The 26510-nt window shown below is 37.3% G+C and carries 18 protein-coding genes and 1 tRNA gene; 6 read left to right on the forward strand and 13 right to left on the reverse strand.

Going from position 1 to position 26510, the window contains the following annotated elements:
- Positions 1 to 16: 16 nt before the first annotated feature.
- The 4 genes from C8N37_RS01555 to C8N37_RS01570 form a co-directional block, all read right to left on the reverse strand.
- Complete coding sequence (locus tag C8N37_RS01555) at positions 17 to 1015, reverse strand: aldo/keto reductase (RefSeq protein ID WP_244914313.1); 999 nt, start codon at positions 1013 to 1015, stop codon at positions 17 to 19.
- Between the two features lie 556 nt (positions 1016 to 1571).
- Entirely contained in the window at positions 1572 to 2030 is a 459-nt protein-coding gene (locus C8N37_RS01560) for a hypothetical protein (RefSeq protein ID WP_108157233.1), read from the reverse strand.
- 98 nt (positions 2031 to 2128) lie between these two features.
- Positions 2129 to 6631: a hypothetical protein gene (locus C8N37_RS01565; RefSeq protein WP_108157234.1), complete on the reverse strand. Its 4503-nt coding sequence runs from the start codon at positions 6629 to 6631 to the stop codon at positions 2129 to 2131.
- 204 nt (positions 6632 to 6835) lie between these two features.
- Complete coding sequence (locus C8N37_RS01570; RefSeq protein ID WP_108157235.1) at positions 6836 to 7228, reverse strand: helix-turn-helix domain-containing protein; 393 nt, start codon at positions 7226 to 7228, stop codon at positions 6836 to 6838.
- Positions 7229 to 7356: 128 nt separating this feature from the next.
- On the opposite strand from C8N37_RS01570, the gene C8N37_RS01575 reads away from it, so the two are divergent.
- From C8N37_RS01575 to C8N37_RS01585, 3 genes are all read left to right on the forward strand, one after another.
- Positions 7357 to 8256 (forward strand): HEPN domain-containing protein, encoded by a 900-nt coding sequence (locus C8N37_RS01575; RefSeq protein WP_108157236.1) that lies wholly within the window; start codon positions 7357 to 7359, stop codon positions 8254 to 8256.
- Positions 8246 to 9532 carry a hypothetical protein gene (locus C8N37_RS01580; RefSeq protein WP_108157237.1) on the forward strand — a complete coding sequence of 429 codons (1287 nt, stop codon included), beginning with the start codon at positions 8246 to 8248 and terminating at the stop codon, positions 9530 to 9532. Before C8N37_RS01575 ends, C8N37_RS01580 begins: the two co-directional genes overlap by 11 nt.
- 795 nt (positions 9533 to 10327) lie before the next feature.
- Positions 10328 to 11440 (forward strand): HNH endonuclease, encoded by a 1113-nt coding sequence (locus C8N37_RS01585; protein ID WP_108157238.1) that lies wholly within the window; start codon positions 10328 to 10330, stop codon positions 11438 to 11440.
- A 165-nt stretch (positions 11441 to 11605) separates the two neighbouring features.
- Here the strand turns inward: C8N37_RS01585 and C8N37_RS01590 are convergent, their stop codons facing one another.
- The 9 genes from C8N37_RS01590 to C8N37_RS01625 all read right to left on the reverse strand — a co-directional run bounded on the left by C8N37_RS01590 (position 11606) and on the right by C8N37_RS01625 (position 22072).
- Positions 11606 to 12139: an ORF6N domain-containing protein gene (locus C8N37_RS01590; RefSeq protein WP_108157239.1), complete on the reverse strand. Its 534-nt coding sequence runs from the start codon at positions 12137 to 12139 to the stop codon at positions 11606 to 11608.
- Between the two features lie 54 nt (positions 12140 to 12193).
- Complete coding sequence (locus C8N37_RS23030) at positions 12194 to 12433, reverse strand: site-specific integrase (RefSeq protein WP_244914314.1); 240 nt, start codon at positions 12431 to 12433, stop codon at positions 12194 to 12196.
- Between the two features lie 83 nt (positions 12434 to 12516).
- Positions 12517 to 13416 carry a site-specific integrase gene (locus C8N37_RS01595; RefSeq protein WP_244914315.1) on the reverse strand — a complete coding sequence of 300 codons (900 nt, stop codon included), beginning with the start codon at positions 13414 to 13416 and terminating at the stop codon, positions 12517 to 12519.
- Positions 13417 to 13803: 387 nt separating this feature from the next.
- Positions 13804 to 13876 (reverse strand) — tRNA-Lys (locus tag C8N37_RS01600).
- Positions 13877 to 14114: 238 nt separating this feature from the next.
- A complete protein-coding gene (locus tag C8N37_RS01605; protein ID WP_108157240.1) occupies positions 14115 to 15428 on the reverse strand; it encodes a TolC family protein in 1314 nt (437 codons plus the stop codon).
- A 26-nt stretch (positions 15429 to 15454) separates the two neighbouring features.
- Positions 15455 to 18541 carry an efflux RND transporter permease subunit gene (locus C8N37_RS01610; protein WP_108157241.1) on the reverse strand — a complete coding sequence of 1029 codons (3087 nt, stop codon included), beginning with the start codon at positions 18539 to 18541 and terminating at the stop codon, positions 15455 to 15457.
- Between the two features lie 96 nt (positions 18542 to 18637).
- Positions 18638 to 19777 (reverse strand): efflux RND transporter periplasmic adaptor subunit, encoded by a 1140-nt coding sequence (locus C8N37_RS01615; protein WP_108157242.1) that lies wholly within the window; start codon positions 19775 to 19777, stop codon positions 18638 to 18640.
- Positions 19778 to 20024: 247 nt separating this feature from the next.
- On the reverse strand, positions 20025 to 21392 hold the full coding sequence (locus C8N37_RS01620) for a sensor histidine kinase (RefSeq protein WP_108157243.1): 1368 nt from the start codon (positions 21390 to 21392) through the stop codon (positions 20025 to 20027).
- Positions 21389 to 22072 (reverse strand): response regulator transcription factor, encoded by a 684-nt coding sequence (locus C8N37_RS01625; protein ID WP_108157244.1) that lies wholly within the window; start codon positions 22070 to 22072, stop codon positions 21389 to 21391. The genes C8N37_RS01620 and C8N37_RS01625 overlap by 4 nt, the downstream gene beginning before the upstream one ends.
- A 692-nt stretch (positions 22073 to 22764) precedes the next feature.
- Here C8N37_RS01625 and C8N37_RS01630 point away from each other — a divergent pair.
- From C8N37_RS01630 to C8N37_RS23140, 3 genes are read left to right on the forward strand one after another with little or no spacing between them, the layout of a single operon-like run.
- On the forward strand, positions 22765 to 23577 hold the full coding sequence (locus C8N37_RS01630; RefSeq protein WP_108157245.1) for a hypothetical protein: 813 nt from the start codon (positions 22765 to 22767) through the stop codon (positions 23575 to 23577).
- A 9-nt stretch (positions 23578 to 23586) separates the two neighbouring features.
- Positions 23587 to 24357: a methyltransferase domain-containing protein gene (locus tag C8N37_RS01635; RefSeq protein WP_108157246.1), complete on the forward strand. Its 771-nt coding sequence runs from the start codon at positions 23587 to 23589 to the stop codon at positions 24355 to 24357.
- 1 nt (position 24358) lies between these two features.
- Positions 24359 to 26509: a sensor histidine kinase gene (locus C8N37_RS23140; protein WP_108157247.1), complete on the forward strand. Its 2151-nt coding sequence runs from the start codon at positions 24359 to 24361 to the stop codon at positions 26507 to 26509.
- Position 26510: the final 1 nt, after the last annotated feature.

The following is a 26510-nucleotide window of genomic DNA, read 5'->3' on the forward strand; positions in this document are numbered from 1 at the left end:
CAACCGTATCAACATGCTAATCAATAAGTCCCATACTAAACTCATCATATGGATGACCGGTATCAGTTCCTAATGGCACGATGCTTTCGAGTTTCGACAGATCAGCTTCATTGAATTCAATTTCGGTGGCAGCGATATTTTGCTCGACATATTTTCTTCGTTTGGTGCCCGGAATAGGTAAGATGCCCTTATTTATAATCCAAGCCAGTGCCAACTGTGATGAGGTTATTTTTTTCTCTTGGGCCATTGCTTGAATGGCTTTGACTAACGCTATATTTTTATGAAAATGAGCTTCCTGAAAACGGGGAATTGACCGGCGAAAATCATTTTCGGGTAAGTCATCTATGGATCGGATCTGTCCGGATAAAAATCCACGCCCTAGTGGAGAATAAGCAACGAAACCTATCCCTAGTTCATGCAAAGTATTCCGTATGCCACGTTCTTCGGCTGTACGCTCAAATAAAGAATATTCACTTTGTACCGCCGTAATCGGGTGAATGGCGTGAGCTCTTTTTACTGTTTCTGAAGATACTTCTGATAGTCCGAGATAACCGACTTTTCCTTCCTTCACCAACTCGCTCATCGCCTCAACGGTTTCTTCAATGGGTGTATTTTTATCGAGTCTGTGCATGTAGTACAAATCAATATAATCGGTGTTCAGATTTTTAAGAGAACGTTCTACCGCTTTTTTTACATATTCTTTTTTGCCATTAATAGCCCAGGTCACTTTGTTGTTGTCATCTATCTCCCAACCGAATTTTGTGGCGATAATATATTGATTACGTTGACCATCTATAGCTTTAGCAATCAACTGCTCATTTTTGAAAGGACCGTACAAATCGGCTGTATCTAAAAAATTGCCGCCTAATTCGAGTGATCGGTGAATGGTGGCAATTGCTTCTTGCTCATCTGCTTCTCCATATATATGTCCTTCTTCAAACCCCGTCATACCCATACAACCCAAACCTATGATAGGTACAGTTAAACCTGCACTTCCTAAATTTATTTTTTTCATGACCATCATATATTCTTTTTAATAGGTCAAAGTTCGCGAAGAACACGTTAATCGCTGTATGCAAAGCCCTGAGAGTTGTATGCAAATCAAGGATTTACTCTATATAGATGAAAAGAAAAACGCTAAAAATTAAATTTGATGTTTTTATGGAGATTCAGGTAGAGTGACATCATGAGCTTAGAAGTCAATCGTATTGAAATAATCATCATGCTCGCACACAGGATTGCAACGAAAGGATCAGAACCCATCCCAACGCTTCTGTTCTCATCCCATTGGATACAAAAAAAGCCTCACATTTCTGTGAAGCTTTCTTGTGATCCCGCTGGGATTTACACCTAGTGCAAAAATCAGGGTTTGCAATATTTTAGAGTGGTTTTGAAATTCGACTCCCCGAATAACGCACCTTATTTTTAATAAACTTTAGTTGCAAATTCTATTTATAAAAATAACATAGTATTATTAAAAAACAAAATTTAAACATGAATATTCAGACCTTTTGCAGAGTTAAAATTTGTTTATGATGGTCACCACGTATTACATTGAATTATTTAATACTCTAGCTTTTATCTAAATAGCTTAATCTCAATGCTTGTGCTAAAATATCAAAATTCAAATTGGAATCCCTGTAATCACACCAATTATTTTTAAATTCTTTTCTTTCTTCAAATCTCTCATTTCCTAATGAATGAAGATTCTTTAAATTAACCATATTTCGTCCTTCTGACTCCCCTGAATCAATAGTGCTTTGCATTATATTTTGCGAATCTATTAGATTATCAATACTATCCCAGTCACGGACGGCAAAATCGATTGCGCCAATTAGATAAATTAGTTTACCTATTTTTTTTGATGTTTCAGATTCACAATTAAAATATTTTTTAAAATCTTCAAATATGTCATTGTACTTAGTGATGTCGAAGCTAGGATCGAGGTAAAGTACTTGATATAATGCGGTGTCCCGCCATCCGACATTTTGGCATTTTAGCCATTCTGTTAAATCTTCAATAATTGTCATAATTTATGTATTATTTATTGATTAAATATCACAAAGTAGATAGAAAATGTTAATATTTTTGTATATAATTTATTGTAGCTGCGAATCAATAATCCTGTTTACTTAAAATGGATATTCGGATTGCCATACAAATGCATTGCTGCCCAGCCTCTTGGAGAATAAAATCCGAAATATTCATCAAATCCTTCTTTCGCGGAGACTTTGTTGGCTTTTTGAACTGCAAAACTAATTGACAAACCAGCTTTCAGCGAATCAAGAAAAGTGTCTAACCAAATAGCACATATTGCAGGATTATATTTCCATGCTGGTGCTACGACGGCACTGTAACCCAGCGACAGTATCTCGCTTACAAACGAAATAAGCTTTTGACTGTAGATATCTTTGGTCATCGAACCGGAATCACAAATGAAAACGACTGCTATAAAGCCAGTGCCAAAGACTCTCGAAATTCCAGTTTCATTGACTATCGCATGCCCTTCGTTTTGTCCTCTAGTGTGAACAGATCTGAAACCAGTGATGGTTTTTGCACCATGAGCCACAAAAACATTTACTGTTGAATTTAATGGTGGCTGTGGATAAACACTGTTCTGTATTGTCGAGTTATATTTATCTTCAATAATGGGGCGAAGTGTTTTTTCAGCTATGTACAAAGTCATATCCTCATCAATAGTAGGAATCCAGCACCCAACACTTATTTCTTCTTTACTCTTATTTATTTCTATCCCTTTTGAGCTCAAAAACTCGATGGAAATAATATTGGTCACAGGCTTTTGAAAGCCTATAAAATCAAATGGTTGTTCTCTCAGATGTTCTTTTACACGTTCTTCATGGGGTTCGATTAATTCAGGAAATTTTGAAAAATCAATGGGGATTTCCAAAAGGTTGGGAGGAAATACAGCCAGTTCGAGACTATAACATACTAGTAACTCGGTGAAATCGAAAGGAATGTCAAGTTTATTAAAATGTAATTTTTTTAAATCATCTATATAATCGCCTTCCTGCTGATTGATTGGATAACTATTTTTCTCATCGAAGAAATAGTCGTCAAGTCCACCTAGCCATGTCCGCATTTCTTTTATTGACCAATTCGGCATATGTTGCAAATTGGTATTTAGATGTTCGTCGATGTATAATGCATAAACTTTCCCATGAAACTCAAATAACCAGAGTATAACTTGCCCAGATTGGATAGGTGTTTTTTTGAGAAGATCACTTCCATACGACTCGAAATCTGGCGTAACAACCTTATCCAGAGAAACAATATCTTTGGATTCATTTGCCTCTAGTTCATGAAAAGTGAGCGTTTGGTCATTTAGCACTAGACCAGATATCAATAAATTATTTAAATCTAACGGATTAATAGACAAACTTGCAACATTATTAGCGAGCATTTCTAGAGCAGTAATTTCAGAAACATAATCCTCAACTGCCATAGTCTCATAGGTCTTTTTGAGAGCCTCCTTTAAAAGGATAACTGATTTCTTTCCATCTGGGAAAAACTGTCCATGAATATTTTCGAGGGTCAAAGGATCAAGCAATTTTTCAAACTCAGTGAGGTAAATCTTCAGAGAAGCGGGTACGATTATGTGGCCGGCTTTTTCTATATTAATTAAATTGTAAAGAAATGCTGTCCAAGGTAAAGCACCCTGCTGACCATGTTCCGTAATTTCTAAAATATGTTTATTTAAGAAATCTTCTGCTAATACGAGATGCTGTTGGAGATTTTTTACATCGCTTAATTTTGCATTCATGAAGCTAAGCGTGATTTGTTGTAACTGATAAGACTCCAACGGCATTGAGTTTAGGCTTACGAAGAAATTATCTGCTAGTTCCTGAAATCCAAAATTTCTAAAGAATAGCATTGCGTTATAGAATCCGTCAAAGGCTTGGTGCATTTTTACTGATGGAAGCGCATTTAGTGCTGAAAAATAGGCATTGCCGTAAAACGCGGCATCCTGAATATTTTTTTGTTTACTAAAACACTTAAAAAGAGCCAGCCAGCCTAATAATGGCACAGTTTCATACTTAAATGAATAAGCTAAAGCTTCCTCACTAAAATTCCTCGCTTTCTGAAAATGACCGTTATAATTTAGGGTGTCCATTAAGTTGAGAAAAGTTGAATATACTTCTTTTTCAAAATGTTTCAATCCAGCAGCAAGCCCAACTGTAATGGTTGCCAAAAGATAAAAATCTTTCAGGCGCTCTTCTTCATAGATGCCAGGACCGTAGCTTGATATAAGTGAAAATAGATGCCTAAGAAGATTATCACGATCAACGTCAGATAAATTATGGTGCATTGAGAAATTAGAAGGACTTATTGGTCCTTGTATTGCACCAGACTTACTTAATTCCCGCCATTGGGAATCGGCTTTCTCATGATCAATTGGGGGTAACTCTGGAAGAGGCAAAATTTCTATTCCTTTTTTTGCGGTTTGACGACTGACTTTTAAAAGGTTGTTTAAAAGGAAGACTGTTCCGTCAAATCCGACCTTTTTAAAGTTAGAAAGTAAAAGTATCCTTGATTCCCTGTTAGTCTTATCAATTGAAAAATAGCTAAAAGTAAGAGGTGTTAGAAATTCGATCCGATCTGATATAAGTCGCTTTCCTTCCGGGTCTTTATTATAGTCTGCATCAAAGTAATGCAGTTGTTTGAGGTATTCAAGGAGTTCTGATACAAGATTTGACATGCTTTCACTAAGCGGTTGCAATTCGGCTGTTTGAGCAAAAATAAGGGGGGACTGCTCACCCAATGAAATTTTAAAATTTTCAAGTCTTATGTTTTTAACCATTTCGTGAACAGGAGAAGGCTGGTAAAGGAATGATAAAATGTTTTTATCAAATGACTCATCATCATGGTAATATGGATATGATGATATATCCTCGGAATTTATTTGTTCAGGGCTCATCACAATCATTCCACGCCTGTATTTGCCTACATCTATATAGTTTTTAAGAAGAATAGCGTCCAGTACCGGAATATCTTCCAGAGTCATACCGCTGAAAAGGGGGTGGTTAGTCACTAGCGATCCAACAATTTTTACCTGCTCTCTACCTGTTAAATCCTTGATGTTTGCTTTTAAAACTTCTATGTTGCTCTTTAATATTTCAACCTGTTTGAATAGACTAACCATTTCCGCAGCAGTGGTTATAGCATCTAAAGGATATTTAATCAAACAAAGCTGAAATACGAGTAAGTGCTTTAAAGATTGATAAACGAGTAAACCTTCAGATGAAAGATTTGCGCTAACTGGTGAAATGTCCACTTGCTTTAGTGTATGACCATGCTTGCTTGTATTCAACTCTAGCTCCAAATGGTTTTTGAACAGCTTCATCTGCTCATGTTCTGGTACGAAGCCATCTAAAAGATGCTCGAATTGATAAGTGAGATGTCCTCCAATTGCACCTAAAAGAAACAATAGATTATTCCCAACTTGAATAAAGGGTTTTGCCCAAATATCCATATCTTGACTTAACGGTTGGCTTAGTAACGACGTAAAACGTTTCGTTAATTCAATAGATATCCCAGATTCCGAAGAAAGAAATGCATTCAAGTGATCGATTTCTATTTCATAAGGTATATAGCGATAGTCCTGACTAGATGTTGCCTTAGATACAATCGAATCCACATCAACAGAGTGGAAAGTTGCTCGCAAGTATTCAAAAAGCTTGAAAAGATCATTTACTCTAAACTCCTCAAATTCGTTTAATTTGGCTAAATTCAAGTGAAAATGGAATGCCAAGAAGTCACATAAAATCTGAGCCTCCATATTTGTTTCATCAGGCTGACTTCCTCTGCTAAAATTAATTTGTCCGTTTGCAATAGTAGAAATAGGCCTTATCAATTTATTTTTTTGAAATCTATTTGCGGTTATAAAAAACTCCATAATTTGGTTTCTTTGCCTTATTTTATTTGCCGCTTTGATCAGAAAATAACTTCCTGGAGATTTGCTAAATGTTATGGTATCGAAGCTAAAGTCAATTTCAGCAGTTTCAAATTGAAATTCCTGAAAGTTGTATTTCATAGCATATATTATCGAGGCGATTTGAAGCACTGCAGCTAATTGTGAGGTGATTTTCGGCTCACTTATCGGCAGTTGGGCTTCATCTGTGATATTTAGGCTAAGTATGATTTTGATAATTTCGTTTGCTGCATCATTGACCGAATCACTAATATCAGTAGCTGAAACACCTGTGCCATTCATATTCTTGAATTCATTCCTGGCAAGATTATGTATATCTTCTAACTTACCTTTATCATGATCATCCTTTACTTCCTTTTGTTGCTGAAGTACTGAAAGGTAATAGTAGTTCGTCGATGCAATTACCCTACTAATCAAATCTGGGCCTGTCAAACCAGTAGACTTTAGAATTTCCTTGATTTGATCAATATAACTTTCATAAGTTTTATTTAGCTCAGATAATGCCGAGACAGCTTTTGCCCCCTTTTGATCATATTCCACATCTCCGATGTATTTATCTTTAATGATTGCATCAAGATTATTCGATAACTGATAACGGTCGAATTGATCCCCAAATGGATTAAATGATTCATTGTTTCTAACTTCAATTGCTAATATCTGATAGAGCGTGAGTTTTGCCATGGTTAAATATTTGAAACTAAAGTACTTCTTAATTGCAATTTATACTAACCAAAGGCAGATTAAAACAATTTCTTTTATATGTACTACAGAGCGGATGATAACAGTAATGCTATATTGTTGAAACTATAGTATTGGAACTCCTTGGTACAAAAGCTAAATTATGATTAGGCCATAGAGAGTGGACGCTATTATAGCATTAAGTAATCATTGCTGACAATTTCCATTTTTCAGGATTTCTATTTTTTCCCTCTCGCTAGCAAGTAGACGCTCATAAAGCTCAACTACTTTATCTAAAGGATTGTAATGACATTGGTAATTATACTGGTATGCTGATGCATTATCATGCATATTTTGAATATGGAATATAAGAACTTCTTCACTGAAATTCTTGATTGCTTCAGCGCTCACACCAAGTACACCTGCAATTTTTTCCAACATTGCATCTTCAACTTCCTCACTTTGCTCTATCTTGGAAATGGTCTGCTGGCTTACGCCTAGTTCAATAGCAAGATAGTCCTGTTTGATACCACGTATTTCCCTGATACGGCTGATCTTTCTGCCGATGTGCACTTTGTTAGATTTTGTAGGCGTTTCCATAAAGCAAATATAATAAATTCCTAAGATAGTAATGAACCAATGTGTTGTAGTAAGATACCAGCCTTATTGGTAGGTTACGGCAAGCCATGTCCGCAATTTTAACCTGTTAATCAAAAAATGTAGCGATCATGGAAATACAATTCTCGCAATCTGGCCAGTTCCAGAAAGAAAACTTTTCGGCCTTTATCAAAGAGCTGGTTCAAAAATTCAAACCCGAGCAAATCTATAGCTTTGGTAAAAACATCAATTTTAAAATCAATGACGGTTGTTTTATCGAGAACCACAGTACAGAAAACTATCATTATTTTTTGCTGATGGTGACCGAAAGCGTTACCAGAATTGAACATGAAGTACAAGACTTTGCCAATAATCATTATCCCTTCGGCAAGATCACCATATTGGCTCATGGGCAAGAAACAATTGCAGAGGCAATAAAGGCCAATAACAGGTTTTTCATTACCGTTTACAATGAGGGTAAAATTATCTATAGTCGGGATGGCATGGTACAACCTTTCCAATCTACAAGTTTGATACCTACACAGGGAGCGGTAAAAGCCCAAAAACATTACAACCACCGCTTTCCATTGGCAACAGGTTTTTTAAAAAGTGCAAAAGAATGCCTGACGAACCAACATTACAATCTAAGCGCATTCATGGCGCATCAGGTTGTAGAGCAATGCTGTATTGCTTTGATAAGGGTTCATCTGGCATACCGTTCTGATATACACAACCTGTATAGACAGCTTCGGTTGTGCGATAGCTTTTCTCCGGCACCATCAAGCCTCTTCTTATCGGGCAGGGAAGATGATAAACGGCTTTTTGATATTATGGTAAAAAGTTATTCCGCTGCACGTTACAAAGATGATTTTAAGGTTGAACAAGCCGATTCAGTGCAAATATTCACCCGTGTTTCCACCTTTTTAAAGCTCACTGAAATTATGTGCGGTGACAAGATAAATTCCCTTGCAACTGTGGCGGAATCTTACCTACGATTAAAAAAAGAAAGTGAGGTGGTTTATGGAGGATAAAACTATTCCATCGATGAACTTCTTTCATTTGCCTTTCAGGCCAAATACAAGAATACTTACAGAAAATACACTGAACCAATATTCCGAGATCAGAAAACCTAAAAGGGGTTATTTCCCAATTAAAATCAGGAAGATATCTTTCAGCAATGAGGTGCTTGTAATAGGTGTAATTCTGGACAAAGAGCCCGAAGAAATGGTTTATCTTAAGGTAACCACCTCCGAACTATTGGTGAGCTGCAGCGTTGATACCCATGAAAACTATTTGAGCCGATATGCTTATTTTTCGCTTAAAGAACTGATGTACTATTACACTGAATATAATTTCGAGGACTATTATTGGCCAGGATTCTTTGATCAGGAAACAGGGGGATCTAAACACCTGATGATCCATAAGTCGAAGGATAATTTACATGTGTCGTCAAAAGTGAGGTACAGAGGCCTATATAAACCTGGAAAACAACTCCCTGTAGTATCTGCAAAGAGAGCGGAGCTACGGAAAGCAGTTCATTCAATTCAAGAACAGCCCCCTAGAGAAACACACACGGTGTTGGGTTTCTGTTTGGCAGATAACAACAATGAAAGGTTCCGAACAAATCATTATCCCTTTTTAATTCCTTACATAGGGATTTTGAACAAGGCTAAAACCGAGGTAAGAAGCTTTACAACATACGTGCTTAATAAAATGCAACTTTCTGAAATCGATCTTTCGGATGAACAACAAAACCTTGTTGAGATTTGCTTCGACATGAAGAAAATAGCCTTGGTTGCTAACCCGGAATATAAAGAAGACGCTCATAAGCTTTCTGACAGACGGAAACAGAACCAAAATAATTTCAATCAGCTTTTTGAGCTCTGGCAAAAGGCGCTTCCTTTACTTTCAGGAAGGTTGTACACACACTACAGTTATACATATGGGATGCGTAATGTAAAAGGCAAGCCAAGAAGATCGTATATGACGCCATGCGCCTTTAATAATGAAACACCAGAAATCTGTTTTCTATGGAAAGATATGGGCGATTATTATAAACTGGAACTTCGACTAATGTTTCAGGGAAAAATACATCCGCTACAATATTACTTCAATACCGCTTTTTTTGCTATGCTGAGCTACAGCCCGAGAAATTATGTGCTGTTGAAGTCTGTTGATGATAGCCAACTGGTCAGTTATTTTCAGCAAAGCCAATTTCAGCTCTTAGTACTAAAGAAACACTATGATGGTGATTTCAAAAATTTTGTAGATCAATTAAGAATGGTATATCGTTTCATCAATAAATAAAGAGGTTATGGAAGAAATTTTAAAGGCTTTAAATTATCAACCCATTGATATCTCCGATGAGGATCTTGAGAATCCTGTGCCGTCAATTACTTATTTTTTCGTGAACCATCCGATTCACGAATCCCGTACTAAGCTTTGGGAGCTATACGAGGGATGGATTCATTTCCTGCTGAATCTCCTGAAGCCGAGGAACTAACAGATATGTTATTTTTTTATAATCAATTGGTGGAACTGCTGAACCTATGTTATGTATTTACCAAAAAAATTGAATTAAATAAATAGAGATATTATCAATCAAAAACCATAAATAGGATTTACTTGAATAATGCCTGCAAATTGGCCGTCCCGCATTTGCGGCCTGCAGAGCGGCCTCCGCTCTTGGCTGTTGCTGTTCCCGCTTTTGGCATATACGGAGAAGCCAGTAACAGAAAACTACCGTTCAAGACGACTATTTTGAACACCTGGAACGCTTTCCTAGGGTATTAGAACCGATCATCGAAGATTTAAAAAGCAAAGGTTTCATAGAATAGGATTTCGATTATTCATTGGAAATCTGGATAAATAAGCCCTTTATCGGACTGCTTTAGAACTTTTTATTTGGAATTTAATCAGTTAACGAAATACCCACATCTATCTTTAATAGTTGCATCAGCTATGTGAAATTCTAATCAGTTTGTGTAGGAATTTGCCGATTACTACATGTATATTAGACACTGCGAAAGGGTTACGCTACCTTATTAGGTAGAATAATGAGATAAATTGGCATTATATCCCAACACTAAACTATGACCGCTTATGATACAGGCAACTGAATGGAATCCCTATTATTATTACCCAAAACAGTGCGAAAAGCAAGGTGAAGAATTCTTTTCCCGATATCAGGTTATCTTCGAAATAGGCTGTCCAGATGAAAAAATGAAAGGTCTTAAGGAGACCAACCTCCGCACTTGCAGGTTTTGCGGAAAGAAGAAGCCATATGTTACTTTTCATAAAGTTGCGCATGTGATACCTGAAATGTTAGGCAACCGATTTCTCGTATATGATCAGGAATGCGACGATTGTAATGGGATTTTTGGTAGATATGAAAACGATCTGGCAAATTACCTTGGTATAAGTAGAACTATCCAGAACGTTCATGGAAAAAAAATCCCAGTGTACAAATCCAAATTTGATGAAATTGTAGCAAGGTTTGAAAAGGATTCGACAGAAGGAGATTATTTAAGTATCAAACGATCTGAAGTCGGCAAAGACAATTTCGAGTTTGATAAGGAAAAAAACCAGATGTACATTACATACACAAAAAACCCTTACGTCCCACTTAAGGTGTTTAAGGCTTTGATGCGCACTGCGCTAGCTATCATGCCCCAACATGAGCTAAAAAACTATAAGTTCGCGCTTGAATTTCTACGTACGAGTAAACATGACGACAAATTTATGGGGTTTGGTATAGTGCATACCTATACGCTACCACTTTTGACTTTTAGATTCGAGAAACCAAGCGCATTTTTATTTAGGAAGAAAAATCCCAAGGATCCACTGTTTTCCCATCTTTTCGTTATTTGTTTCATGAATTACGAATTTCAACTATTCATTCCTTTCCATGAATCTGATATTGAGCACTGCATTCGTGGGGCTATAGAGACACCATGGATGCCTCCTATCCTTGGGAGACAGGATCCTACTGAAATTGGTGAAATCATCGTTGCCTCTAGAGACTTCAATTCACTGGATAAGAAAATTGATGATGTTGACAAATTGATTATCCCTAACCTTTTCAAGGATTATGAAACTATGCCGTTTATTAATAAAGAAACGGACGAGATTTATGAGAAAAAATTCGAACCTGAAAAAGTTATAGGCATGAATCTACAGTTTATAGAAGTGAAGGAGGATAACAATAAATCATGACTTAAATTATCATTAGTCCGCATCTTCTAATGATCCTAGCTACTGTCTCCATAAAATGAAACAGTACTTGTTAACTCAATGTTATTTAAAAGAGTTTTGCAACCCTCAAAAAAAAGGGATTGCTCTTTCGGGAGCAATCCTTTCGATATTCTGGGATAAGTCCGATTAATAGAGTTCGTCGGGTTTGAACCCAATTCGTGTCCTTTTCGGCGCTGGCCGTTCCTGTTTCTCCAGCAGTCCGTCTAGGTAGCGGAAAACGATCTCCATGTTTTTGTCTTGGTTATCCAGTTTTCCTTTAATCTTTTCAATTTCCAGCCTGATCTCTGTATTATCGGACAGCACATGGCGGGTTCTGGTAAAAATGCGGATGATCTGGATGTTTACCTCAATAGCCCTTGTACTATTTAGTACGCTGGAAAGCATCGCTACGCCCTGTTCGGTAAAGGCCATAATATTATATTTCGAGTGGGCCCCATGTCTTAAGGTGCCAAATTGGCTCCTTAAGACTTTCTGTTCTTCCGTATTCAACTCAAACATGAAATCTTCAGGGAAACGTTCCACATTCCTTTTTACCTGCCGCTTTAGCTGTTTGGTTTCTACTCCATATAGTTCAGACAGATCCGAGTCCAGCATCACTTTATGTCCTCTTATCATGTAAATCTGGTTCATAACCAGCTCATCAGAAATTTTTATTTCCATCTTATCTATCAAGTATTTAAAACGGTCGGCACATGAGCTGCCGACCGGAAGGAGTTAAATTGAGGCGAAAATTTGTCTCAAAGGTGCCATGTCACTGCTTACCTTTTCATCCAGCATTTTTGCATAAAGTTGGGTGGTGCGTATATTGGTATGTCCCATCATTTTTGATACGCTTTCAATAGGTACACCGTTCAAAAGAGTAACTGTAGTGGCAAAAGTGCGCTTGGCGATCCGGTTGCCGAGTGTTTTGACGATGCCTGATAGTGCGGCAATTTCGACCAAATACTCGTTCATCTTTTGATTGCTGGAAATTGGCAGCGCTCTGTTCTGATTGGCACATAAAGGATGATCTTTATATCTTTCTAGAATATCAGCGGCTAGGGAATAAGCGGGACAGCTATAGGAGTACCTGTTTTTTTACGATAGCTGAACAGCCACTTTTCCCCATCAATACCTATACGTATGTCAGTTTGTTTGAGTTTTTGCACATCGGCATACGACAGTCCCGTATAACAGCTGAACAAGAAAAAGTCCCGAACCTGCGATAGCCTCGCGGTACTGTATTTTTTGCCCGCAATGTTTTGCAGTTCATCGGCAGTCAGGTATTCCCTTTGTACGAGTTTGGATTTCAACTTATAACCGAAGAAGGGATCAGTAATGATCCATTTGTTTCTAAGACATATACGGACGATTTTCCCTAGGTTTTTAAGATGCTTACTGGCGGTATTGATATCATTATCCTTTGAGGTGTGCAGGTAGAAATCAAAACCATCAATAAACTCATGGTCTATATTTCGGATGTTAAGGTCACCTGTTTGGTATTTGAATAAAAGATATTCTTTAACGTGTTTCTCCAGTATTTTAAATCGCCTCAGTGTACCTTCTGCATAATCTTCCTTTTCTACAAGTGCGGCCATGTTTGTATTGTGGATTTTAATGGCCTCCATAATGGTGTGCGTTTTTTCGGCCTTGCCTAAGAATTTGCATTTAACGCTATCAGCGGTTATTGCAGCTCCGTCCGAGTTTAGCTGGCTATGCGCTGCATAAACTTCGGCTTTAATATTTTCCAGATAGGCATTCAGGGTTTTAACATCTTCCTTTGTACCAATGACTTTTCCGGCTTTTGCATTCCACCGCTCCGGCTCGCAGTTCCTGCTTGTTGACATTTCCGAACGCACCCCGTCCACTGTAATCCTTAAAAAGATAAAGTAAACAGCCCCTTTTGTGTAGTTTTTTGGCTTTTTCAAAAAGAAAAGCACGCTAAAATTAGTTTTCATAACGATTACATTAAGGTTAAACAAAAATAGCTTTGCAGTTTCACTAACACAAGATGTTCATCTATTAAACTATCTGAATATCAATGCATTAATACGAATTAGGGGAGTTTGATATTATAAAGAACGACGCACCGAATGACGCACATTTTATACGCGATTTCGTGCATATTTTGGTAAAACCCGTAAAATCAAAAACCCTGCAATCATTTGATTTGCAGGGTTTTATTTCTCTTTGATATTGTTTCTTGTGATCCCGCTGGGATTTATTGCGACCCACATACCCCAAACGCATGTCCGCAATGAAAAAGGTCTAACCCATCCCAACGCTTCTGTTCTCATCCCATTGGATACAAAAAAAGCTTCACAATTCTGTGAAGCTTTTTGTTGTGATCCCGCTGGGATTCGAACCCAGGACCCATACATTAAAAGTGTATTGCTCTACCAGCTGAGCTACGGAATCTTACTCTTTTTTTGAAGTTTCCTTCGTTGTTTGGAGTGATGCAAAGGTAGAAAAATACCTGATATATGCCAAGTATATGTTGTGAATATTCTTTAAAACGTTTATTTTGAGGGAGAATATTTTTTAATTGACAATTTTAGTCCTTCTTTTCCGCTTGATTTTGTGTTGTTATGTACCCAACGATCCAAGAATATCGTAAGATTTTTACTGTAAACGTTCTACTTTTTCATCAAGATCGTTAAAAATAAATATCCCATATTCCAGCGGATCGTTCCAATTCCACAAGCGCTACAGCATTATTAAAAAGTGTTTCATAATAATGTTGCTGCATTTCTATGTAGGTGCGCTGTGCATGCAGCACTTCTAATAAGCTGGATTCTCCTCGCTCATAACTATAGCGTTTTCCCTTTAAAATAGCTTGAGCATCTTGGAGTAAGCCGGTGGTAAACTGTTGAAGTTGCTTTTGTGTTGCTTCATATTGATAATAAGCCTTTACAACTTCTGTGTGTACCTGAAGTTCGATCTGCTTGTACTGTACTTCGGATTGCTGTAGGGTATAGTAAGCTTCTTTTAATTCACCTTTTCGCTTGTTTGAAAATTTTAGAGGAAGACTGATGCCTATGTTTGTTGCTGTGAAAGCAGGACTTGGTGCTACTTCATTGTGAGCTGCGGCATTACGGGTTAATCCCGTATTTAAACCGAGATCGATCACCCGATTGGCTTTGACCAATTCTAATGTTTTTTTCGAAACATCTTGATGTTGCCAGGCGTAAAGTAGATCGGAACGGTATAACTGTGCTTGTTCGAGCAAGTCATGCAGATGAAAATTCCTATTGAAGGTTGAAAAACCTCCACTTGCGGACGTGACAACTTTTGCTTGCTGGCTGCCCATTAATAAGTCTAAGTTTCCGAGAGCGGATTTCCAATAACCAATGGACTGGATGACTTCATTCCACATGGATGCTGCCTCTAGTTTACTTTGTTTGGCATCGATAGCAGTAATTGCACCCAATTTTGCGCGTATACTGTCTGATTTTGATAATTGATTCAAAGCTTCATAAGAATTGAGCTGTAGTTTAACAAGTTGTTCATGGTACACAGCTGTTAAGTATTGAGTAGTAGCATCGCTTCGTAGATTTTGAAAAAATTCCTGCAGTGCATGCAGTGCTAATTCCGATTCACTTTTTGCAAGGTTTACTCTAGCTTTTCGTTTACCGCCAAGCTCTAATGTCCAATCTAGCCCGATATCGTAGCCATATCCCATTTTCATGTGCTGTTGATCGTTATTGAAAAATCCGGCACTTAATTCGGGATCAGGAATTATTGTAGCTTTTTCAATAGCTGCTTGAGCTATGTTGATGTTTAATTTTTCTGCTGCATAGGATAGGTTGTTTTGAACAACAGCTTCCATATATTCCGAATAGGTCATTATTTTTTTAGGAAAAGTGGTATCCACCAGAACTTGAGCCTGAATCGGTGCAAGATCAACGAGCAATAGGGGCAAGTAGATGAATAACAATATATTTTTAGTTATCGTGGTGATGTTAAGCATGATTTTTATGATTTATGGTGAAAAATTTAATGCGCTACTTGAGCTGTATTTTTCTTTTCCATGAGGTAGTATAATGAAGGCAGTGCATAGAGGGTAATCACTGTAGCAAAGAATAACCCATAAACAATCACCGTTGCTAACGGTCTCTGTACATCAGAACCAATTCCTGTAGCGAGTGATGCCGGTAAAAGACCTAAGATCGCTACTGTAGCCGTCATGATCACGGGTCTAAAACGATGTTGTGACCCCATGCTAACAGCTTGTTGAAGGGAATAGCCATTTTTTCTTAAGGTGTTGAATTGTGTTATCATCAATACTCCATTTTGGATAGCGACACCAAATAGGGCTATAAATCCTACAACGGACGATACATTGAGGGTCATTCCACGGATATGGAGTGCGAGCATACCACCAAACAGGGCTAGCGGTACAACGCTCATGAGTAATCCAGCTTGGGAGAAACTTCCAAATGCTCCATAAAGAAGTATAAACATAATCACTAATGCCATCGGAACAATAATCGCCAAATGTTGGTAGGCTCTATGTTGGTTCTCAAATTGTCCTCCCCATTTTATTTTGATATGATCATGATCATATTGAATGTTTTTTTCTATGGTTGATTGTGCTTCTTTGAGAAAAGACGTCAAATCATTGCCTCGAAGATTTAACCTTACAGTTAAATGTCTTTTGTTCATCTCACGAGCTATCGTACTCTCTCCGGTATGGAGCTTGATCGTTGCAATTTGTGCCAAGGGGATCTTCATGCCTGATTCACTTGTGAGCATCAAGGCGCCTATTTTTTCAGGTGTATTTCGACTTTCTTCCTGATAACGGCAGATGATATCGTATACTTTTCCTTCTTGAAATATTTGAGAAATTGCCTTTCCTCCAATCGCAGTTTCAATAAGCTCTGAAACATCAGCTACATTTAATCCATATTGTGCTATTTTATTGCGGTCTGCTTTAATTTGTAACTGAGGTAAGGGTGGTTCTTGGTCAATAGCCAAATCCACAGCTCCTTTAACTTGATGTAATGTGGACATGACTTCTTCCGCAATTCGACGAATTTCTTTGAAATCATCTCCATATATTTTTACGACCAGTTCACTATGTGCTCCCGCTATTTTATCCATGACCCCATCGATCATAGGTTGAGAAAAAGCGACATCATAGCCAGGCATCTCTGCGTATGCAGCTGCCAATTCTTCGATAAGATCAGCCTTAGTTTTACCACCTTTCCATTGTTTATAGGGAAGTAAACCAATACTACACTCAAAATGTGAGGGCGTCCAAGCATCTGTGCCATCATCATTTCGACCTGCTTGAACCATCATATAGGTCACTTCATCAAATTGGAGTGTTCGTGCACGTAGTGCATCACTCATTTCTTTTGATTTTTCAACTGTGATGCCTGGCGGAAGGGCTACTTGCAACCAGATGGAACCTTCGTCCAGGGGTGGAAGAAAATCTTTACTGACAGTAGCGGTGAGCACTAGTGCACCGGAAAATATAATGGCCAGTGGCAAAAAGACAACCTTTGGTTTTTTCAACAGTTGTTTGACTTGTCTATGATAACCTGTTGTCAAATTTGCTAACCACTTGTTGTGATATACTTTTTGCGGTTTGCGGTACACAACATAAGCGATTCCTGGAATTAGAAACAGGGCAACCAATAGTGCTCCAAATAAGGCATAGCCTACGGTGAATGCCATGGGTGTAAATAATTTCTTTTCTACACGCTCAAAAGCAAATAATGGGATATAAGCGGTGATGATAATGATGGTCGCAAAAAATATAGGTTTTGCTATTTGTTTGACCAATGAAGCTACATCTGATTCTGTTAACTCTGCTTGCTCATTTTCTTCTCTTTTTTTCAAAATAGCTTCCATCATCACAATAGCACCATCGACGATAATACCAAAATCAATCGCCCCCAATGATAATAGATTAGCAGGGACATGGGTAAAATGCATGAGAATAAAAGCAGTCAGCAATGCTACAGGGATGGTAATAGCCACAAGCAGGGCTCCACGCCAGCTTCCCAGAAATACGATAAGTACAATAATAACCAACGCCATTCCTTCTAAAAGAGTATGGGAAACAGTATTTAACGTCGTGTCGATCAGATCTGTACGATCCATAAACGCATGGATCTGTACGCCATCGGGGAGGATGCTGCTGTTTAATTCATCCATCGCTTCGTTGATTCCCTGTAAAACAATGGATGGATTCTGTCCTTTTAGCAAGAGCACAATTCCTTCAATATTATCGGAGTAATTTGCTCCACGCTTGTCTGAATAACCCAAAGCACCTTTTCTTTCCAGATTTCCATATTTAATATGACCGATATCTCTCATTAAAATAGCCGTTCCATGTTGTGATTTGACAACAATATGGCCGATGTCTTCCAGTGTTCGAACCAATCCAATTCCTCGGACTACATAAGATTGGTCGCCTCTGTTCATCACGCTTCCTCCTGCATTGGTATTATTTGCTTCGATTTTACTGACCACTTCGCTTAAGGCAATACCATATTGCTCGAGTTTTTGGGGATCGATCTCAATCTGAAATTGTGTGGTGATTCCTCCAAAATTGGTGACATCGACAACACCAGATACTTGTTTAATCCGCGGAATAATGACAAAAGTCTGCAAATCTGTGAGCTCTCGTAAATCATGGGATTTGCTTTCGATGATGTAACGAAATATCTCTCCTGTCGGAGAGGTGAGTGGATCTAGACTGGCGACAGCTTGATAGGGTAATGCTAAGTCTGTCAAACGTTCCTGAATGCGTGTCCGCGCGAAATAATCGTCCGTTCCGTCTTGGAAAACGATTGTCACCATAGATAGACCAAAGGTGCTTTTGCTGCGCATGACATGCATACCTGGTAAACCATTGATAGCGCGTTCTATGGGAATAGTGATTTGTTGCTCCACTTCTTCTGCCGCAAGTCCAGGTACTTGAGTCACAATTTGAGAACTCACATCGCCAATATCTGGGTAAGCTTCAATGGATAATTGTGTCCAGGAGTAGTATCCAAAGAAGGTCAAAAGGATAAAAAGAGCCAAAATAAGCCAACGTTTGGCAATGGTATTGTCGAATATATTTTTCATCAATATAAGAATCTAGAAATTATAATGAGCACTAAAATCATCTCGGGAGGTGTGCTCTCCTTGCACACGATGATTGGATGAAGCTGATCGTTTTATTTATTTTGCATTTAACAAGTAAAAAGCGCCTTCACTGATGATACATTCACCTACTTTAAGACCTGATATGACCTGTACTTTGCCTTGATCTGTGATACCTGTTTTGACAGGACGTTTCAGGTATTGATCTTGACCAATCTGCACCAACACGTAACTTTGATCATTGTATTGTAGCAATGATTTTTCGGGAATAAAGATTACATCGGATGCTTTTTCTATAAAATTGACACTGACATACAGACCAGGTTTTAGTAATTTATCTGAATTCTGACAAGCAACAAGTACTTGAACACTTCTGGTATCTTCGTTCAGAATTTCATCAATGTGATAAATGGTACCCTTTATTTTTTTATCAGGAAAGGCTGCAATGGAAATCTCTGCTACATCCAGTTTGCTGATGAGGTTGAGATCCTGCTCTTTGACCATTCCTACAACCCAAACTTGACTCAAATCGGCAATTTTTGCGCGTGAGGGTTCGTCAGATTTGATATATTGACCCACGACGATATCATGGGTAATGACTTCTCCGGAAATGGGTGAGCGCACAAGAAGAGATTGGCCAAGAATGAGTTTATTGATGTCGATCTGGAAGATTTGGAGCGCAGCTCGTGCATGCTCATACTCTTTCTGAGCAATTTCATAATTTGCTTTAGCTTCTTCAACATCTCTTTCGGAACCGACACCATTGACTTTAAGATCTTGTTGGCGTTTTAAGATTAAAGATGCATTTTGAAAAGCTGTCTTTGCCTGAAAGAATAGTTTTTGACTCTCCGTAAATTCGGGTGATGCAATTTCGAAAAGCGGTGTTCCGGGTTTTGTTTTCATTCCTAATTTGAGATGTACTGCTGTTACACGTCCTGAGAAAGGAGCGGTAATTTCAGCATACTGATTCGGAATAGCTTTGACTGTTCCTGTTGTGGTCAGTTCCAGTTGATGAAGCTCTTTTTGAACTTTAATTGTTTTTAAGTATGATTTTACTTGAGCTGCTTGATGTACCAAAATTGTATCGCCGCGTAAAGTCATACTTGCTTCTTTTTCTGGATCAACTGGAGTGTGACAACCCAGTAAATGTAGCGACATGAAAGAGATAAAAAGGAGCTTTGCTAAAGCGGTATATTTTTTTGTAGTGGTTGCTTTCATCGATATGATATTTTTGATTTGACTTGAATACAAACTTTACATCACTTCCCTTTAAGAAAGTGCCTGTTTTTTTGAACAGGGCAAAGGTGCCGAGTCTATCGATGATAAGCTGTTAGAAGACCAATAGAAAAATATTAGAATTTTATTAGAAAGGATATTTAACTGGTTATCATTTTCTAAAACTTGATGCGGTGTTGGTTCATGATGTTGTTCATGATACAAGGGAAGAAGAGAGGCCGATGAACAATTAGCTGTTCCAAAGGGTTACGATAAAGGTAGTTCCCACATTTTCTTCCGAAACGACTGTTATCGTACTGTTGTGCAGCATAACGATCTTTTCGGTCAGTGCAAGTCCAATACCATTGCCATAGGTATAGTCTTTATTTTTACCCCGATAAAATGGGCTGAATATCCTTGAGCGATCCTGTTTGGATATCCCAATACCTTCATCTTTAAATTTTAAGATGATATGTTTGCTGTCAAATAAAACCAAAACAGTACATCGATGCGGGTTGGAAAATTTGCACCCATTTTCAAACAGGTTACTGAAAGCAACCTGCAATAAGTATTCGTTGCCGTTTACGGAAATTTGACTATCGCTTTCAAAATCATCTTCAAAATGGATATCAATTTTATATTCAGGATTTGTTTTTTGAACAAGCTGTCTTGCATCTAATAAGACCTCGTCTATACGAACGGGCTTGAATGTGATTTCACTAGGGTCATAGCTAGCTTTTGCGAGATCGAGTAGACTGTTGGATAAACGGACTATTTTTTTTGAATCATTTAAAGCATTATGAATCGCTATTTTATATTCTGTAGTACTGCGCTCTTTGGTACTGGATAATTCCAGTTCAGCAATAATGGCAGCGAGTGGTGTGCGCAATTCATGGGATATATTCGAAACGAAGTTTTTTTGTGCCTCGAACGAATTTTCTAAACGATTGAGCATTTCATTGAATGTATCTGCAAGTTCAGATAACTCATCTTTACTTTGATGGCTGGATAATCGAAGGTCAAGATTTGTGGCTGATATATTTTTTGCTTTTTCAATCATCGCTCGTACAGGTTCGAATGCTTTCTTAGAGAAAAAGATTCCCGCTATGAGGATGAATAGAATGGAAATGATAAAAACAAGGATGCTGTTGTGGAGTAAATTGTCTAGTTTACTATATCCATACTGATCATATGCGGCTGCGGTTACGATATAATTTTTACCTTCATAAAGATAGGGTAGACCCACGACTTGCCAACCCTGCTGATAAAACTTAATTTCCCCTTTTTGATTTATTTCATCAATCATAGGTTTGGTTTCTTTGACAAAATCAATGTCGACAGCATCATGATAAAGTAGATCAAAACTAGTGTCATAAATAGCAACCTCAACTTCATTTAATATTTTTCGGTTGTTATGATAGATGTCTTGCAAGATCTTTTTGTCTACATGGGCATTTAAGAAAAGATTAGCTTTAGTAATCGCTTCTTTCTGCAGTAGATGGTAAAACTCTATTTGCCTATTCTCTTTGGCAGATAGATAAATGATCGTAGCAAATAGCCCTAATATAATCGCTGTGATCAGTGTGAAAAGTATAATCAGCCGAGTTCTTATCTTCATGATTCTGTTTTCAAAATAAAGCCCATCCCGGATTTTGTATGAATGAGTTTTTTATCAAAATTTCGATCTATTTTTTTTCTGAGGTAGTTGATATAAACATCAATAAAATTGGTGCCGGTATCAAAATGGGTCTCCCAGACCTTATCTGCAATTTCGACCCGAGATAATACGCGCTCTGGATTTTGCATCAGATAGGCCAATAATTTAAACTCTTTAGGAGTTAGACTAATCTGCTGTTGATTTCGTTTCACCATCTTGGTATGCAAATTCATTTCAAGATCTTCGTAGACTAAGATAACGTTCATGTTTCCCGATTTTTTTTGATTTCGCTTCAATAATGCTCTGATGCGTACTAATAGCTCTCGCATTTCGAAAGGTTTTACCAAATAATCATCTGCTCCTGCGTCAAAACCCTCTACCTTATCGTCTGTGGTGCCGAGTGCTGTTAACATGATAATAGGAAGGTCGGGATTTGTTTGTCTGATGTATTTGCAAAGATCTAAGCCATCCATCTTTGGTAGAATGATATCGGTGATGACGAGATCAAATTGATCTTGTGAAGACAATTTTTTGCCTGAAAGACCATCATAAGCTAATGTCGCCTCAAAACCCTGTTCTTCAAGTCCTCTTTTAATGAGTTCTGCTACACGTTGATCGTCTTCTACAATTAGTATTTTCATGGAACAAGTTTTTTTTGCTAAATGATTGTCATGAGTATAGACTTGATGATTTAATTTGCTGTATATAAATGATAATCAAGCAATCAGCAAAATATGTTTAACGTAATAGTTATTGCCCAGTTCTACATACTCAAAATGATGTTATAAGACAAACTTACAATTTATGATGGTATTATCGTAAACTACACATGATTCCGATGTACGATCAGTCTTATTTCTAGTGACCATCGAGGAATTTTCTTTAACAAGATATCGTTTTTATTCTTGATTTTAATGAAACTATCGTTCAAAAAAAAATGTTATGTAACACATAGTTATGTTAAATTAACTTTTAAGATTTTTTAATTATATTTATAAAGATTTTAAGCTTAGTTTTACACTGTTTAATTAATTGGCTTAAATTGTTGTTTTTTGGAGAGGTGATTGAAAAGGGTTCTGTGGCTCCTATTTTTTGGTTGTCTGAGTCGAATTAATCTAAATTTGATATGATCAGTGATTACAAAGTATTTGGATATCTACTTGAACATCATGATTTTAGGTGCCTTTTCAATAGAGAGTTAACTCTTTTAAAGATCTGTGGGTTTAAATTTGAAAAAATAATGCGCCTGTAAAATTGTAAAGTTTTTTTTATCGCTAACATCTTTTGATTATATTGATTATTTTTGAATCTTAATCGAATAATTAACTGTTCCATGGCACTAATATTTAAAGAGGGACGTCCTGTGGTCAGGTTAAGAGCGTTTCGTGCGATTGATGATCCTAAAACTTGTGAGCGTTTTATAGAAGGTCATGCACATGTTTTAACAGCGATAGGTGTTAAAAAAGTTACATCATCCAAAAATGATTGGATGTATAACCCTGCAGCTTTCGTTTTAATTGTGGAGTCTCTCGATGGGGAAAACGTATATGGAGGAGCCAGAATACATGTTTCTGGAGGTTCTCAACCTCTCCCGATCGAGGAGGCGACTGGAAAAATGGACGCTAAGATCTTTGATCTGGTTTGGGATTATGCACAAGAGGGTACAGGAGAAGGATGCGGATTATGGAATTCGCGCGAAATTGCGGGTTATGGAATCGGTAGTATTTTCTTGACAAGAGCAGCGATTGCAATTGCCCCTCAAATAGGTATAAAATCATTATTTGCACTATGTGCTCCCTATACGATTAATTTGACAAAATGCGTGGGTTATCGTTTGGAAAGCGGAGTGGGAAATAATGGTACATTCTATTACCCGAAACTTGATCTCCTTGCGACAACCATGATTTTAGATGATGTCAATAATCTAGACTTAGCATCTGAAGAAGACAGAAAAGCAATTTTAGAATTGCGTAATACAGGCAACGTGGTGAGAATCGAGGAATTGCGATCCAAAGAGATTGAGATCCACTATATGTTGCAATTGGACAACATGGAGCGATGGAACTTGAAAGACGTAATCAACCAGATGACCAAACAGAAAAATAATGACGAATTTTTTGATGAGAATAATCTTAATATACTTTGATCAGATAAAATGTACGAAAAGCACTATAATATAGACTATTTAGCCGAAACACTAAAATTACTTAGTGGTGTTAAAGAGAAATCTTACGCATTTTTTAAAAATACACCAGACGGGGGAACTATCGTTGATTTGGGTTGCGGCTCTGGACAGGATGTGCTGAATATGAGCCGTATGTTTAATAACGATAAATTGCAGTTTATTGGTATTGATCATGACCCTGAAATGATCGCGGCTGGCAATAATGCGATACAAGAGGAAACCAATGTCAAGTTTTTGGTTTCAAATGTATTGGAGATACCGTTAGCTGATAATTCAGTGGACGGCGTAAGGATGGAACGCTTAGTTCAACATCTTTCCGATCCCTTGACTTTGTTTAAAGAAACCCAACGCATTCTAAAAGATAAGGGAGTGATCGTGATTGTAGAGTCTGATTGGAATAGCCTCTCATTTTATAATGGAGATAGCAATACGACAGCTAAATTGAACCATTATCTAACTGGAAAAAAAGTAAATAATGGAAAGGCAGCACAATCTTTATCGACGTATCTGATGGAAAGCGGATGTTCACAAATATCGATCGAAGTTTTTCCATTTGTATTAAAAAGATATGAAGATGCATGTAAATATCTGTGGATTGATAAAATGATAGATGAAATGCATGCATTAGATATGATTGGAGCTGATGAACGAAATCATTTTATTGAATCCCAAAGACGTGCTGATCAATCTGGTTATTTTTCTTGTTCCATGAATATTGTGGTCGTTTCGGCTGTTAAATAGTATGATGTTATTTAGATTGCTATTATTTTTATTAATAATACCTATACCTGTATTTAGTCAAATACAACTGGCTGATAATTTTGAGTATGTGGCACCTGACTCTAATTTACATATATTAAAATTAGATAGAGAGGTGCAGCCGCAAGAGATCAAAACACTTCTCCATGAATTTATTCCAAGTAAGAGTGCCAATCCAAATCTTGGGATTAGTAAGTTCAGCGTTTGGGTTGCTTTTTCAATTCAAAATCTCAGTAATCGTTCACATTATTTATTAGATGTTGCTTATCCGCTATTGGATGATGTCGAATTGTATGATGTAGATGATACTGGCCACCTTCGATCATTAGCTCATTTGGGAAGTTTCAAAGCTTTTAAACATCGGACTTATCAAAGCACAAATTATATTTTTGATCTCCACCTCAAGTCTCCCGAAACGAAGCAATATTTTTTAAGAGTAAAAAGTTCAGAACAAATTATACTGCCTATTGCTGTGGGCAAGCCAGATATCGTTTGGGAAAGATTATGGAAAGAGAATATTTTATTAGGCTTATTTTTAGGCGTGGTGCTCATCATGGCCATCTACAATTTTTTCCTATTTCTGTCCGTGAGGGATTCAGCATATTTATACTATGTGCTTTATATCTCTTTTTTGGGTCTTACACAATTAGGAATTGTCGGCTTCAACTTTCAATTTCTATGGCCAAATAATCCGGAATGGGAATCGGTCAGTGTTGTTCTCTTTGCATGCTTGAGTAGTATCGCTGTATTGTTTTTTTCCAATCAGTTCCTCAATCTCCGTACGAATGCACCCATCATTCGTAAGATGTTGTTGGTGCTTTTGGTTTTGTTCGTGATTAGTTTTCTCTTGATGATTTTTGGTTATCATCAGTTCGCATTCGAATTGATGCAGATTACCACTTCATTGGAGACAGCTGTGCTATTTGTCGCTTCTTTATATGTGTTAAAAAAGAATTATCTTCCAGCAAGATATTTCTTTATCGCATGGTTTATCTTACTTATAGGAGCTTTAATATTTCTTTTAAAGGATTATGGAATATTGCCCTATAACTTGTTTACCAGCAATTCTTTTAGGCTAGCATCCATTATTGAAATGGCCTTACTTTCTTTTGCTTTAGCTTCTCGCATTAATATTTTGAAAAAGGAAAAAGAAATATCTCAAGCTAAAGAATTAGCAACTTCACTTGAGAATGAGCGTTTGATACGTGAGCAAAATGTCGTATTAGAGCTAAAGGTAGAAGAGCGAACAAGTGAATTGATGGAGGCTAATGAATCATTGCAAGCAACCTTGACTCACTTAAAAGAGACGCAATCGCAATTGGTAGAAGCAGAGAAAATGGCATCTTTAGGACAATTAACTGCTGGTGTAGCTCATGAAATCAATAATCCGATTAATTTTGTAACTTCAAATGTTGCTCCTTTGAAACGTGATATTAATATGATTTGGGATACTTTGGAAGAAGTCGAGCATCTTGCTTTTGATCAAGACCTTTCCCTAAGTGAAAAGAAATCACGTATCCAAGCTTATAAAGAGGAAATCGATATCGAATACTTAAAAACGGAGGTTGACTTTTTACTTAAGGGCATGAGTGATGGTGCTAATCGGACTGCTGAGATCGTTAAAAGTCTTCGTATTTTCTCTCGCGTAGATGAAGATACACTTAAATTTGCTGATATTAATGAAGGATTGGAATCTACCATGGTCATTCTGAATAGTTTGATACAACAGGGAATTGAGGTGAAGAAAAATTATGGTGATTTGCCACTTATTGAATGTTACGCAGGTAAACTTAATCAGGTTTTTCTAAATGTTTTAACAAATGCGATCTATGCTATAAATAAAAAGTTTGTCAATAAACCAGGGGGAGTGTTAAAATTGAACACTGGAATAGAGGAGGATCAATCGTTTATTTTTATTAGTATCGAAGACAACGGTATTGGCATTCCTGCTAATATCAGAGAGAAAATATTCGAACCATTTTTTACAACAAAAGATGTTGGTGAAGGTACAGGATTAGGCATGTCTATTGCTTATAATACAATTGCTAAGCATAATGGAAAAATAGTCGTTGATTCTGTCGTAGGGGAAGGTACTATGTTTAAATTGATTATTCCTATTCGACAAATTATTTAAC

Origin of the sequence: Sphingobacterium faecium (genome assembly GCF_003054045.1) — a bacterium.
GTDB lineage: Bacteria > Bacteroidota > Bacteroidia > Sphingobacteriales > Sphingobacteriaceae > Sphingobacterium > Sphingobacterium faecium.